We start from the raw sequence: 14,616 nt of genomic DNA, 5'->3' as shown, positions 1-14,616 counted from the left end.
GCTTGTTATCCGGAGTCAAAGTTAAGTATAAAACTTTGTCTGCAAATTTGTTGCGTTTTTTAACTTAACTTAGGTTAAGCGTTTAACGTTCTATTTCAAGTAGCTTGGGTATAAACTGCTTTCGCGCTACAATTGCCAAGACAAAATAAATAACGAGAGCTATATGAGCCAAACAATTAGTATGCAACCAACTGTTAAAATTTCACCCTTTGGCACGACACCAAATGGTGATGCTATCTCCAGTTATACACTGACCAATAACCAAGGCACCCAAGCAGTTATTATTAACTTTGGGGCGATTCTACAAAGTTTAAAGACCCAAGATAAAAATGGCAATTTTGCTGATATTGTTTTGGGTTTTGATGATTTAGAGTCGTATCTAACTAACCCCGCATATTTTGGTGCAACCATAGGTCGTTTTGGTAATCGTATTGGCAATGGCCAATGTACAATTGACGGTCAAACTTACACCTTTTTACAAAACAATGGTTCTAATCATTTACATGGTGGCGCTGAAGGATTTGATAAAAAGGTCTGGCAGGCTGAAACCGTGTCGGATGAAAATAGCGCAGGTGTGATATTAACTTTAGTAAGCCCAGACGGTGATCAGGGTTATCCAGGCAACTTGACCGTTAAATGTGAATACCATTTAACTAATGACAACCAATTACAGATTAAATTTACCGCTAACACCGATAAAACAACTGTAGTTAACTTAACTAACCATAGCTACTTTAATCTGAAGCAGCAGGGGACTATGTTAGACCACTTGCTTGAGATCCCAACTGCTAAACTAACGCCAGTCGATGAAAATATGTTACCAACTGGTGAGATTCGTGATGTAGCGGGCACAGCATTTGACTTTACTACAGCCAAGCCTATTGGTCAGGATATTGATGCTAAAGATGAGCAGTTAAAAATAGGTGGCGGTTACGACCATAACTATTATTTCGATAAAGCCGATGGCGAGTTATCGTTAGCAGCTAAAACAATTGAACCAGCTTCTGGTCGAGTATTAGAAATTTATACAACAGAGCCTGGTTTCCAGCTGTATACAGGTAACTTTATTGGTGATGATTTATCGGGTAAAGGTCGTCAATATGGCAAACATGCAGGCTTTTGTGTTGAACCTCAGCATGTACCAGATGCGCCAAATAAACCAATGTTTAAATCCACTTTATTAACGCCAGAACAGACTTATACCAGCGAAATGCGCTACGTTTTTTCTGTTGTAAAATAAGCTTAGGGACTGGTGAGCGATTTCCACAAGGCATGGCAAGTGAGTAGACCCAATGAGCTGATTTTGAGTTGGATAAAGAGTTGAACTTGGACGTGTTATATCTTAATAAATTTATTTTATGCTGTGTAAGCTTAGTTATACTGACAACGTCCAATGCTTTAGCTGAGCAGTTCAATTCAGCTTTAAAGCTGACTTACCATCAAAAAGTTATAAATAACTTTACTAAATTTGCTATTCCAGGTGGCGCTTATGTTGTGGTTAAAGGTGAGCGTATTTTAGCACTTGAAACTATAGGTTACACCGACTTGTCTGAAGCTCGAACAGTGAATGCCGAAACAGCTTTTCGACTTGCTTCAGTGTCAAAAACTTTTGCTGCCACTGTGACTACCATGCTGGCGCGCGAAAAACGGCTAAACTTAGATGACCCTGTCACTCGCTTTGCGCCGAACTTTAAACTTGCAGATAAAAATGCAGCAGACAGAATTACGCTAAAACATTTATTAAGTCATTCTAGTGGTTTAATCCCTAATGCATACGACAACTTGCTGCACGAAGGCTGGAGCATGGATAAGATATTAAGTCGCTTTAGGAAAATTAAGCCCTTATGTCAGCCTGCTCAATGTTATGGTTATCAAAATATTGCTTATTCTTTGCTGCAGCCGGCAGTTGAGGCGAGCCAACCGAAAAGTTACGCTCAGTTATTGCAGCATAGAGTGTTTACACCATTGGCAATGAACAATGCCTCTGTTGGTTATCAAGCATTTATACGCAATAGTAATATCGCAAAACCTCACATCCTTAGAAAGCGAATCAACACTGGTCAGTTTGATAGGTCAGGTAAAGCGATAAGGCAATATATTTGGCGTACTGTTGCAGTCGCACCTGACTATTATCAAGTTTCTCCTGCTGCTGGGGTCAACGCAAGTATTGTTGATATGGCTAAATGGCTGATTGCAAATTTAGGTTTTAAACCAGAAGTTCTGTCTAAAGCGCTATTGGCTGAAATGACTGAGCCTAGAATTCAAACAAAACGCGATTTACGTAAAAGGTATTGGCGGAGATTATTAAAAGATGCGCATTATGGATATGGTTGGCGAATCTACCAAATGCAAGACTTTAAGTTGATTTACCATTCCGGTTGGGTAGAAGGCTATCGTGCTGATATAGGTTATGCACCAGAGTTAGGGATTGGTTTTGCCATGTTAATGAATGCTGAATCAAATGTGATTGGTAAACTCTCTGCAGAGTTTTGGTCGAATGCAAAATTGTATACGAGTGGCTTAGATCATTAAGTACAAAAAAAGCGGCTATGTAGCCGCTTTTATACGTATCATCTGAAAATAAGATTATTCGTCAATGCTACGTAATAAACCGTTGATACCCACTTTAGATAAAGTTTTTTGGTCAACTTTCTTAACGATTACGGCAGCGTATAAGCTGTAAGAACCGTCTTTAGAAGGTAAAGAACCAGAAACAACAACTGAACCTGCTGGTACACGGCCGTAGTGAATTTCACCAGTTTCACGATCATAAATACGTGTGCTTTGACCAATGTAAACGCCCATAGAAATTACTGAGCCTTCTTCTACAACAACACCTTCTACGATCTCAGAACGAGCACCGATGAAACAGTTGTCTTCGATAATGGTTGGGTTAGCCTGCAATGGCTCTAATACACCACCAATACCAACACCGCCAGACAAGTGTACGTTTTTACCAATTTGTGCACATGAACCTACAGTCGCCCATGTGTCAACCATTGTGCCTTCGTCAACATAAGCACCGATGTTGACGTAAGAAGGCATCAAAACAGTGTTTTTAGCGATGAAAGAACCTTTACGAACAGCAGCAGGCGGCACAACACGTACACCATCAGCTTTAAATTGTTCAGCTGTGTAATCAGCATACTTCATATCTACTTTATCGTAGTATTGTGTTTCGCCGCCATCGATTGGTGCGTTGTCACGGATACGGAAAGAAAGTAATACTGCTTTTTTCAACCATTGGTGAACAACCCACTCGCCAGAAATTTTCTCCGCAACGCGCGCTTTACCGCTATCTAATAATGCAACAGCTTCTTCAACTGCACTTTTTACTTCTGCAGATACAGTCGCAGGCGTGATGTCTGCACGTTGTTCAAACGCGCTTTCAATAATTGATTTTAAATCAGACATAATTTATCTCTTATTTGAAGGGTTAATTTTTAATGCAGCAACTAACTGTTCAGTTAACGATGCTTTTTCTTCAATCGATAGTGGATCACCTGAATTATTGGTGAGAACGAAAAAGTCTTCAGCTCGCTCACCTATGGTTGCCACTTTCGCTGCATGTATGGTTATATTGTTCGCAAAAAATACTCGGCCAATTTTAACCAACAAACCTGGCGTATCAAGTGCTTCTAGCTCCATCATGCTCCGTTTGTCGTTTTTATGCTCAACCCAAGTAATTCTTGTTGGTACATGGAATTGTTTTATCTGCCTTGGAATACGGTTAGGAACGCTTGGTTCACCTTCTTCATTTATCGCTTCAACTAATGCATCTTGAATATCTTTAAAGCGTTTACGTTTTGCTTGGTTACCTTCTTCTTCTAAGACTATCAGGGTATCCAAAGCGTAACCGTCTTCAGTATTCATAATGATGGCATCATGAATATTGAAGTTTTTGCGATCAAGCGCAGAGCAAATAGATGCAAATAAATACGCTCTGTCTTTGGTGTAAACAAAAATAGCTGTACCACCAGGGTGAGTTTTGTTGTCTATAGCAAATACAATTTCTTTGTTTTTACCATCTAAAATACTTTTAGTGTGCCAAGCTATTTGTTTGCTATTGTAGCGATGAAAATAATCTTCAGGCATGGTTTGCCACAGTGACTTTATCGAATCGGGCGAGTGTTTATTACTGAGTAGTAAATCAAGAGCATTATCTCGTTTTTCTTTCTCTTGTACTGCGCGAGCGACTGGTTTCTCTAAACCACTTCGTAGTGCATTTAACGTTGATGCGTAAAGTTGACGTAATAACGATGCTTTCCATTCATTAAGTAACGTTGCATTGGTTGCACGAATATCTGCCAAAGTCAGTGCATATAGTAAATTTAGGTGTGTTTCATCTTGTATGCGCTCACAAAAATCATGAATGATTTGTGGGTCGTTGATATCTTTGCGTTGCGCTACTACCGACATCAGTAAGTGATTTTCTACTAGCCAAGCGACTAAATCGGTGTCGGTTTTGGATATGCCATGTAACTGACAGAACTCGCGTACAGCATGACCTCCAAGCTCTGAATGGTCACCACCTTTACCTTTACAGATATCGTGGTAAATCGCTGCGATATATAACAACTCAATTTTTGGATAGTTATTGCATATAGCCGAGCAACGAGGAAATTCCTCTTTGTATTCAGGTAGGGTATAGCGATATATATTGCGGATCAGTCGATGTGTATGTTCATCAACCGTATAGCTATGGAATAAGTCGAATTGCATCAAACCAACGATATGTGCCCAATCATGACTATACACAGCCATAACACCATGGTGATGCATAATTTTCCAACTGGTACCAAAAAATTTAGGATGTTTAACTAAGTTTAAAAAACGTTGGCGACATGCATCCAGTTGACACAACTCTAATGTTTCGTATTTTCTTCGCGCATTTCTAAGTAGTCGTAACGTATTAGAATGTAGCCCATTTACTGCTTTATCATAGTCGGCTATCACTTCAAACATATCGAGTAAACCAGCTGGTGTTTCGAACACGTCTTCGTTTCTAGCTCTTAACAAACCATTGGTAATTTCAAAGTCTTTATTAATACGCTTACGTTTCCAAGGGCGAAACCTAGTTACAAACTCATCGGCGAAAAATTGTAGTAGTACTTGGTTAAGCTCGCTCACTCGGCGTGTAATCACGAAGAAGCGTTTCATCATGGTCTCGACCGATGATTTATCTTCGCCATAACCCAACAAATTTGCGACTTCAGGCTGATATTCAAACAAAAGTCTGTTTTCACTTCGGCCTGCAACACTATGAAGCGCAAAACGCATATGCCATAAAAATTCTCGACAATCTTGCAGCTCTCGAAGCTCTTCTTCGGTCATAAAGTTTTGTTTAACAAGCTGGCTACCATCAAATACCTTGTAGTGTTTTTTAGCAATCCAACCAATGTTTTGAATATCGCGTAAGCAGCCTGGATTTTCCTTTATATTAGGCTCTAAGTTGTAGCTGGTATCGTTAAATTTTGCATGGCGAGCTTGTTGCTCTTCGGTCTTTGCTTTAAAAAACTTAACACTAGGCCAAAAGCTTTTGCCGTTAATTTTTTTGGTTAATTCTTTAAAAAGATTTTCATCACCTGCAAGCAAACGCGATTCAAGTAAATTGGTCGCGATTGTAATATCTTCTTGAGCAAGCGTTATGGTTTCTTTAAGTGTTCGTACACTCTGACCTATGTCTAACCCTAGATCCCACAATGCGGTAACAAACAGGCCTATTTTTTGCTGATACTCTTCGTTTATAGGGTTTTTTGATAAAATCAACAAATCAATATCTGAGTGTAAGTTTAGGTGGCCACGGCCGTAACCACCAACTGCAGCAAGTGTTAATTCTGGTGCTTGCTCTAAATCTAACAAACGCCATAACTTTCGAATAAGGTGGTCGACAAAAAACGCACGCCCCAACACTATTTTTGCAATAGGTTGCTGGGTATAGGCTTCTTGCAGCCAAGTATGGTAGCTGTCAACAAGCTTTCTAACCTCAGCGATGTTGTCTAGAGAATGAATTTGACTAACTTTATCTAAATAGTGTTGTTGGCTGTTCACGCTGCTACCTATGTTTATTTGATACGCTCAATCGTTTCATCACTTCTCAACGTGAGAATTTCTCTCCCAGTGGCTGTGACTAATATCGTATGTTCCCACTGAGCACTTAAGCTACGATCTCGTGTGACTACAGTCCAATCGTCTTTTAATACTTTGGTATCGCGTTTACCTGCGTTGATCATAGGTTCTATGGTTATACACATACCTTCTTTTAATACTTCACCTGTACCGGGTTTACCATAATGCAATATTTGTGGTTCTTCGTGAAACTCGTTGCCTATACCATGGCCACAATACTCACGAACTACTGTATACCCATGATTATGAGCATGTTTAGCTATTTCGTAACCTATATCACCTAAGCGTGCGCCTGGCTTAACCATATCAATACCAATGTACATACATTCCTGTGTGACTTTCATTAGGCGCTCAGCTAAAGTCGTTTTTAAATTAGACTCGCCAACCAAAAACATTTTACTGGTATCTCCGTGATAGCCATTGGTATGCAAATTATCGTTAGAGTCTTTATCGTACCTTACAGTTACGTCTATGTTGATAATGTCACCGTTTTTAAGTTTCTTATCATTTGGAATACCATGACAAACAACGTGGTTGACCGAGGTGCATATGGATTTTGGAAAACCATGGTAGTTGAGGGGAGCTGGGTATGCTTTAAAATTGTTGACGATGTAATCATGACATATCTGATTTAACTCATCAGTGGTAACACCTGCTTTTACGTGTTCACCAATCATTTCCAATACCTCAGCTGCCATTTTGCCGGCTGTACGCATTTTTTCGATTTCTTCTGCCGTTTTAATTTTAATACTCAAGATCTGTCCTCAGTTTGTGTTTCTACCTACGCCGCAAGATTATACTATGAAAAAGGTGTTAGCGGTTAACAAGTTGCCAGTTAGTCGAATTTTTATCTATTGCTGATGACATTAAATAAAAATGCTCAATACTTGTACTACTCTAGCCAGCTTGCCTAGTTTATTTGAGCGCAAGCACAATTAAAAATTGTTGTTTTAAGCTGTCTATGGTATAAAGCGCGCCGACAATTCGCAAATGAATTGTGCGTAACAGAGAGTGTCATCTCTCAATTTATATTTATTAATAACACACACATACTTCAACGTTGTCCGGGGTGCCAATATTTTTGGTCGGATTCAGCGGGTATGTGGAGGCTCAACCCCAATTAAGTGAGGAAAATTATGCCTAACGTATCTATGCGCGACATGCTAAAAGCAGGTGTTCACTTTGGTCACCAAACCCGTTACTGGGAACCAAAAATGAAGCCATACATTTTTGGCGCGCGTAACAAAATTCATATCATCAACTTAGAAAAAACAGTACCTTTATTTAACGCTGCTTTAAATGAATTATCTAAAGTATCACAACGTAAAGGTAAAATTCTTTTTGTTGGTACTAAACGTGCTGCTAGCGAAGCGGTAAAAGAGGCTGCAATTAAGGCTGACCAGTTTTATGTTAATCACCGTTGGTTAGGTGGTATGTTGACTAACTGGAAAACAGTTCGCCAGTCAATCAAACGTTTAAAAGATTTAGAAACTCAAAGCCAAGACGGTACATTCGAGAAGTTAACTAAAAAAGAAGCTTTAATGTTAACTCGTGAAATGCAAAAGTTAGAGTTAAGCTTAGGCGGTATCAAAAACATGGGTGGCTTACCTGACATCCTGTTTGTTGTTGATGCTGATCACGAGCACATCGCTATCAAAGAAGCAAACAACCTAGGTATCCCTGTTGTTGCTGTAGTTGATACTAACTCTAAGCCTGATGGTGTTGACTTTGTAATCCCTGGTAATGACGATGCAATCCGTGCAATTCAATTATACTTGAATGCAGCGGCAGATGCAGCGAACGAAGGGCGCGAAAGCAACATTGAAGTTCAAGCTGAAAAAGACGGTTTTGTTGAAGCAGAATAATCCTGCTGTAACAACCTGTAAATATAGTTGAATAGGGGCTGTTTGCCCCTATTTGATACCCAAGCTACTTGAAAATACCTTTTGAGCATTTAACTGTATTTTCAAGTGGCTTGGGTATAAAGGCGAATCGAATTTATAAACGAGGATAATTTAAGATGGCAATTACTGCTGCTCTAGTTAAAGAACTTCGTGAGCGCACTGGCGCTGGCATGATGGATTGTAAAAAAGCGTTAGTTGAAACTAACGGTGATATTGAACAAGCTATCGAAAATATGCGTAAATCTGGCCAAGCAAAAGCGGCTAAAAAAGCAGGTAACATCGCTGCTGAAGGTACTATTTTAACCCGTGTTGGTAACGGTGTTGCAGTACTTGTAGAAGTTAACTGCCAAACAGATTTCGTAGCTAAAGATAAAAACTTCTTAGGTTTTGCAAATGAAGTTGCAGATGCTGCAATTGCTTCAACTGTAACCATTGAAGACTTAAAAGCACAGTTTGAAGAAACTCGTGTTGCATTAGTTGCAAAAATTGGTGAAAACATCAATATCCGTCGCATTCAATACATTGAAGGCGAGAGCTTCGCAGAATACACTCACGGTGAGCGCATCGGTGTTGTTGTTGCGGGTTCTGGTGATGCTGAAACTTTGAAACATGTTGCTATGCACGTTGCAGCAAGTAAGCCTGAGTACGTAAACCCTGAAGATGTACCAGCTGACGTTGTTGAAAAAGAAAAAGCTATTCAAATTGATATCGCAATGAATGAAGGCAAACCAGCTGAAATCGCTGAGAAAATGGTTACTGGCCGCATGAAGAAATTTACTGGTGAAGTTTCTTTAACAGGTCAAGCTTTCATTATGGAGCCTAAAAAATCTGTTGGCGCATACCTTAAAGAAAAAGGTGTTAGCGTAACGACTTTCGCTCGTTTAGAAGTTGGCGAAGGTATCGAGAAAAAACAAGAAGATTTTGCTGCAGAAGTAGAAGCTCAAGTAGCGGCTGCAAAAGGCCAATAAAATATCTCCCAAGCCGCGTTTATCGCGGCTTCTTTTTGTTATTAGATGGAAATGAATATGAATCCTAAACCAGAATATCGACGTGTACTTTTAAAACTTAGTGGTGAAGCTTTGATGGGCGATGAAGGCTTTGGTATCGACCCTAAAGTTTTGGATCGAATGGCCCAAGAAATAAAAGAATTAGTAGAACTTGGTGTACAGGTTGGCATTGTAATTGGTGGCGGAAATTTATTTAGGGGCTCAGGTCTAGCAAAAGCGGGTATGAACCGTGTAGTCGGTGATCACATGGGTATGCTTGCAACCACAATGAATGGTTTAGCAATGCGAGACGCACTCCACCGTGCCTATGTGAATGCAAGGCTAATGTCTGCTATTGAATTATCAGGCGTATGCGATACGTATAACTGGACTGATGCAATTAGCTTGTTAAAAGCGGGCAAAGTGGTCATTTTTGCTGCTGGTACAGGTAATCCTTTCTTCACGACCGATTCAGCTGCGTGTCTGCGTGGTATTGAAATTGAAGCGGATGTAGTGTTAAAGGCTACTAAAGTAGATGGTGTATACTCAGCTGATCCTGTTACAAACCCTGATGCCACTTTGTACAACAAGTTATCTTATCAAGAAGTTTTAGAGAAAGAATTAAAGGTAATGGACTTAGCTGCTTTCACTTTAGCGCGTGATCACAGTTTGCCGATTCGTGTGTTTAACATGAATAAACCAGGCGCGCTGAAAAATGTTATTATGGGTGCAGTAGAAGGTACATTAATCGATCACGCTGAAAAATTAACTTCAGTAAACTAGTTTTTATTTATTTTAGGAAGCATTGACGTGATTAACGAAATTATTCAAGACGCTCAAGAGCGCATGGGCAAAAGTATTGAAGCATTGAAAAACCAATTAGCCAAAATACGTACAGGCCGAGCTCATCCAAGTTTATTAGATACCATTAGTGTTGAGTATTACGGAGTCGATACGCCGTTAAATCAGGTGGGCAATGTAGTTGTCGAAGATTCAAGAACTTTAGCTGTATCTGTATTTGATAAATCACTTATTCAAGCAGTTGAAAAAGCCATTATGACTTCAGATTTAGGTTTAAACCCTTCATCTGCTGGCACCGTGATTCGCATCCCGTTACCTCCATTAACTGAAGAGCGCCGTAAAGATTTAATCAAAGTGGTTAAAGCTGAAGTTGAACAAGGTCGTGTTGCAATTCGTAACATTCGTCGTGACGCTAATAGTGACGTCAAATCTTTATTAAAAGATAAAGACATCAGTGAAGATGAAGCGAAAAAAGCTGAAGAAGACATTCAAAAAGTGACCGATGAAAACATCAAAGAAGTTGAAGTCATTTTATCTGCTAAAGAAAAAGAATTATTAGAATTTTAATTAGTGATGAGCCTCAGTAATGAGGCTCTGTATTTTGCATGACGACTGCGCTAGAGACGATAAAAAAAATTAACCCTGCTGCTTATCCTAAACATGTTGGCATTATTATGGATGGTAATGGTAGATGGGCTAAACAACAGGGCAAGCCTCGTACTTTCGGCCATAAAGCTGGTGTAGAGTCTGTACGAGCAGCTGTTCGCTTTGCACAACAACATCAATTAGACGTATTAACTTTATTCGCCTTTTCAAGTGAAAATTGGAAAAGACCAGAACAAGAAGTTTCCGTATTAATGGAGCTTTTTATGTTTGTTTTAACCAAAGAAGTTAAACGCCTCAACAGAAATAACGTTCGGCTAAAAATTATCGGTGACGTGTCTAGATTTAACGACAGGTTGCAAAAAAAGATTGCTGAATCAGAAGCTCTAACAAAAGAAAACGACGGTTTATTACTTTGTGTTGCAGCAAACTACGGCGGACGTTGGGATATTGCCAACGCTGTTAATCGACACATTGAAAAAACTGGTTGCACAACACTAACCGAAGAAGATATCAGCGCCAACATTAGTTTGGCTGAATTTACTCCACTCGACTTAATTATTAGGACAGGTGGCGAAACCCGTATCAGTAACTTCTTACTTTGGCATGCTGCTTACGCAGAATTTTATTTTACTGACGAGCTATGGCCAGATTTTCGTGAAGAGAGTTTTGCTAAAGCTGTTCAGTGCTTTTCGCTTCGCCAAAGACGATTCGGTTTGACAGGGGATCAAGTTGAAAACGCTTAAAAACGATAAACTCAGTAAGTCGAGTACGCTGAAAAAACGTATTTTAACTGCACTGATATTATTACCACTTGCATTAATTGCTATTTTTGAATTGCCTTTGCTTTATTTCGCCGTGTTTACAGGTGTCGTGTTGTCTATCGGTGCCTGGGAATGGGGGCCATTTATTGGCTTTTGTAACAAGCGCCGCCGCATCGGTTTAATGACGGTGTTAGTCTCATCTATGATTGCCTTTGCTTATTACACAGGGTTATTCAGCCATGGCAAAATACAGGTTTTTCATCAAGCGGTAGAGTACGCCATATGGATTTCTGTTTTATGGTGGGGCATTGCACTAGGGTTAGTCATTAGTTATCCGCGTTCTGCTCGATTTTGGCGTTCAGGGCGTTGGATTAAAGGTATTTTTGGTTTGGTAACGCTATTGCCAGCGTGGCTGGCGATTAACGTCATTCGTGGTTTTGAATATCAAACTGATCCACAAAGCGGTGCTTGGTTATTACTGTATGTGTTAGCTTTGGTATGGGCAGCCGACATTGGCGCTTATTTCGCGGGTAAAGCGTTTGGCAAAAGAAAATTAATGCCAAATGTTAGTCCAGGTAAAACCATCGAAGGTATGCTGGGGGGCATGGTTGCAAGCGCAACTTTGATTTTTATCGTATTGCAAACCCCTTTATTTATTGGCTATAACGGATTGGATGTTGTTTGGATTTCGTTGCTCGTTGTGGCTAGTTCAGTATTAGGAGACTTATTAGAGAGCATGCTAAAACGCCAAGCTGGTATCAAAGACAGTGGAACTATCTTACCAGGTCATGGTGGCATATTAGATAGAGTTGACAGTTTAACTGCTGCTTTACCTGTTTTTACTTGTTTATTCTACTACGCAATTTAAATGAAAAAAGTCGCCATTTTTGGCTCTACTGGTTCGATTGGTAAGAGCACTCTAGAAGTCATTCGCAATAATGCGGATACATACCAAGTCTATGCACTTGCGGCATTTAAAAGTGTTGCATTGATGGCACAGCAGTGCATAGAGTTTAACCCTGAATACGCCTTGCTGGTTGATGTAAATGCCGCAAAAGAATTATCAGCACTGCTTGAGAATACACCAAATTGTCAAACTCAAGTACTTCACGGCACAGCGCAGCTTAACAGCCTTGCTCAAGCAGACTATGACATTTTAGTTGCGGCCATTGTTGGAGCCGCTGGATTACAATCGACCATTGCTGCTGCTCAAGCGCAAAAAACAATATTACTCGCTAATAAAGAATCGCTCGTGATGTCAGGGCAAATTTTTATTGATGAAGTAAAAAAACATGGTGCAAAATTACTGCCCGTTGATAGTGAACACAACGCTATCTTTCAAAGTTTGCCGAGTGAATACCAACAAGATTATCTCAACAAGAATATTGAAGACTTCGGCGTTAAATCTATTATTTTGACTGGATCCGGTGGGCCATTCTTGCATGAATCTCTTGCCAATCTAGCGGCTAAAACACCACAACAGGCCGTGGCACATCCTAATTGGTCAATGGGTCAAAAGATATCGGTCGACTCGGCAACTATGATGAATAAGGGACTAGAGCTGATCGAAGCATGTTGGTTGTTTGGTGTTCAGCCTGAATTTATTGAAGTATTAATCCATCCTCAATCTGTTATTCATTCAATGGTACGGTATTTGGACGGCTCAGTGCTTGCACAGTTGGGTGCGCCAGACATGAAAACCCCTATTGCAAATTGCCTTTCTTTTCCTGAGCGCATTGTATCGGGCAGTGAGCATTACGATTTTATCACTGGTGGTAGTTTTGATTTTAAAGCACCAGAAAAAGAGCGATATCCAAATTTATATTTAGCTAAACAAGCGTTTAAACTTGGTCAGGAGTCTACTACTGTATTAAGTGCTGCAAACGAAATACATGTAGAAGCTTTCCTGAATGGCCAAATTAAATTTACTGAAATTGCTCAATTTAACCAACAGATTTTAGAGCGTTATCAGCCTAGCCGAGTTTTTGATATTGAAAGTATTTTACAAATCGATAAACAAGCGAGGCAACTGGCGCAACAACAATTAAATGGGAGGTCTTAAGTGGATTTTATTTGGAATCTTATCTCATTCATTGTTGCGATTGGTGTTCTTGTCACCATTCATGAATATGGTCACTATAAAGTCGCTATTCTTTCCGGCGTTTATGTCAAACGTTTTTCAATTGGTTTTGGTAAACCTTTATACACTTGGTACAACCAAGCGGGTACAGAGTTTGTAATTGCCGCGATTCCATTAGGTGGTTACGTGCGGATGTTGGATAGCCGCTTGGACGATGTTAATCAAGAAAATCAGCATTTAGCCTTTGACAACAAGCCCGTTGAGAAACGTATTGCAATTGTCTCAGCTGGGCCTCTAGCCAACTTATTTTTTGCGGTTTTTGCACTGTGGATTATGTATTTAGTTGGGGTGCCGGAAGTTAAACCTGTCATTGGAGAAGTGATAGAAGATACACCTATCGCAACTTCAGGGGTTAAAGATAACCAAGAAATTATTGCTATCAACGGCCATAAAACGGCTACTTGGCAACAAGTGAATATCGAGCTGATGGATGCAATTGGTGATAAACAATTGTCTATGTCAGTGCAATCAATCGAGCAATCTTATGCGCGTACTTTTACAATTGATTTATCGTCTTGGCAGTTTGATCCAGAAAAAGGCAACTTAATACAATCATTGGGTATACGCCCATTTACGCCGAAAATTTTACCGACTATTGCTCATGTTGCTGATGATACACCGGCATCTAGAGCTGGGTTGAAAGTTGGTGATCAAATTATTGCTTACAATCAAGTAGAACCTTTTGATTGGCGTAAATTATCTAGCTTAATTAAACAAAGTCCAAATCAACCACTGCAACTAGTTGTTGAGCGTGATGGGCAGATTGAGGAACTTTCTTTGACCATAGGCGTCAGAGAATCCAATGGTGAACAAGCTGGTTATTTGGGGATTGCACCACAACTTGCAGCATGGCCAGAACATTTACGATTTGAACATAGTTTTGGAGTCGTCGAGAGTTTTCAACAAGCAGTTGTAAAAACATGGCGTTTGATCACAGTAAGCTTTTCAATGATTGAAAAATTGCTCACAGGTGACGTATCTTACAAATCTTTAAGTGGACCCATTTCTATCGCGCAGGGAGCTGGGCAATCAGCAGGCCTTGGGATCGTATACTTTTTAAGCTTTTTAGCGCTTATAAGCGTAAATTTGGGAATAATTAATCTGTTACCGCTTCCAGTACTTGATGGAGGGCATTTAGTTTATTACCTTATAGAGTTTGTGAGCGGTAAACCTGTGCCTGAAAAGGTACAAGAGATTGGATTTAGAGTAGGGGCATTCATTATTTTTATGCTAATGAGCGTTGCCATATTAAACGACTTATCTCGTTGGTAAGAATAACTTGAGTTTTC

Annotated in this window: 13 protein-coding genes; 10 read left to right on the top strand and 3 right to left on the bottom strand. The window is 39.8% G+C overall.

Features of this window, described 5'->3' with window-relative positions; translation table 11 throughout:
• Positions 1-163: 163 nt before the first annotated feature.
• Together DS2_RS04090 and DS2_RS04085 are read left to right on the top strand one after the other, a co-directional pair.
• Positions 164-1,240, top strand: coding sequence for an aldose epimerase family protein (locus DS2_RS04090; RefSeq protein WP_081754183.1), 1,077 nt, complete (start codon positions 164-166; stop codon positions 1,238-1,240).
• A gap of 92 nt (positions 1,241-1,332) precedes the next feature.
• Positions 1,333-2,532: a serine hydrolase domain-containing protein gene (locus DS2_RS04085; RefSeq protein ID WP_051479623.1), complete on the top strand. Its 1,200-nt coding sequence runs from the start codon at positions 1,333-1,335 to the stop codon at positions 2,530-2,532.
• Between the two features lie 54 nt (positions 2,533-2,586).
• Here the strand turns inward: DS2_RS04085 and dapD are convergent, their stop codons facing one another.
• The 3 genes from dapD to map are packed head-to-tail and all read right to left on the bottom strand — an operon-like array spanning position 2,587 to position 6,884.
• Positions 2,587-3,414 (bottom strand): 2,3,4,5-tetrahydropyridine-2,6-dicarboxylate N-succinyltransferase, encoded by an 828-nt coding sequence (gene dapD, locus DS2_RS04080; protein ID WP_035013374.1) that lies wholly within the window; start codon positions 3,412-3,414, stop codon positions 2,587-2,589.
• A gap of 3 nt (positions 3,415-3,417) precedes the next feature.
• Positions 3,418-6,051, bottom strand: coding sequence for a [protein-PII] uridylyltransferase (gene glnD, locus DS2_RS04075; RefSeq protein ID WP_035013373.1), 2,634 nt, complete (start codon positions 6,049-6,051; stop codon positions 3,418-3,420).
• Positions 6,052-6,065: 14 nt separating this feature from the next.
• Positions 6,066-6,884: a type I methionyl aminopeptidase gene (map, locus tag DS2_RS04070; protein ID WP_035013372.1), complete on the bottom strand. Its 819-nt coding sequence runs from the start codon at positions 6,882-6,884 to the stop codon at positions 6,066-6,068.
• 381 nt (positions 6,885-7,265) lie between these two features.
• Between map and rpsB the strand changes: the two genes are divergently transcribed.
• The 8 genes from rpsB (at position 7,266) to rseP (ending at position 14,599) form a co-directional block, all read left to right on the top strand.
• Positions 7,266-7,994: a 30S ribosomal protein S2 gene (rpsB, locus tag DS2_RS04065; RefSeq protein WP_035013371.1), complete on the top strand. Its 729-nt coding sequence runs from the start codon at positions 7,266-7,268 to the stop codon at positions 7,992-7,994.
• A gap of 155 nt (positions 7,995-8,149) precedes the next feature.
• On the top strand, positions 8,150-9,001 hold the full coding sequence (gene tsf / locus DS2_RS04060) for a translation elongation factor Ts (RefSeq protein ID WP_035013370.1): 852 nt from the start codon (positions 8,150-8,152) through the stop codon (positions 8,999-9,001).
• A gap of 51 nt (positions 9,002-9,052) precedes the next feature.
• Positions 9,053-9,802, top strand: a complete 750-nt coding sequence (gene pyrH / locus DS2_RS04055) for a UMP kinase (protein ID WP_035013478.1) — start codon at positions 9,053-9,055, stop codon at positions 9,800-9,802.
• A gap of 27 nt (positions 9,803-9,829) precedes the next feature.
• Positions 9,830-10,387, top strand: a complete 558-nt coding sequence (gene frr, locus DS2_RS04050) for a ribosome recycling factor (protein ID WP_035013369.1) — start codon at positions 9,830-9,832, stop codon at positions 10,385-10,387.
• Positions 10,388-10,425: 38 nt separating this feature from the next.
• Positions 10,426-11,169: a polyprenyl diphosphate synthase gene (gene uppS / locus DS2_RS04045; RefSeq protein ID WP_035013368.1), complete on the top strand. Its 744-nt coding sequence runs from the start codon at positions 10,426-10,428 to the stop codon at positions 11,167-11,169.
• Complete coding sequence (locus DS2_RS04040; protein ID WP_081754182.1) at positions 11,156-12,055, top strand: phosphatidate cytidylyltransferase; 900 nt, start codon at positions 11,156-11,158, stop codon at positions 12,053-12,055. Before uppS ends, DS2_RS04040 begins: the two co-directional genes overlap by 14 nt.
• The gene (gene ispC / locus DS2_RS04035; protein ID WP_035013367.1) at positions 12,056-13,249 is read left to right on the top strand and encodes a 1-deoxy-D-xylulose-5-phosphate reductoisomerase; all 1,194 of its coding nucleotides are present in this window, start codon (positions 12,056-12,058) and stop codon (positions 13,247-13,249) included.
• Positions 13,250-14,599 (top strand): sigma E protease regulator RseP, encoded by a 1,350-nt coding sequence (gene rseP, locus DS2_RS04030; protein WP_035013366.1) that lies wholly within the window; start codon positions 13,250-13,252, stop codon positions 14,597-14,599.
• The last annotated feature ends 17 nt before the right edge of the window (positions 14,600-14,616 follow it).

The sequence above is a fragment of the Catenovulum agarivorans DS-2 genome, assembly GCF_000568405.1.
Lineage (GTDB): Bacteria > Pseudomonadota > Gammaproteobacteria > Enterobacterales > Alteromonadaceae > Catenovulum > Catenovulum agarivorans_A.
The sequence above is the reverse complement of the archived record's forward strand: the minus strand, read 5'-3'. Positions and strand labels throughout refer to the sequence as shown.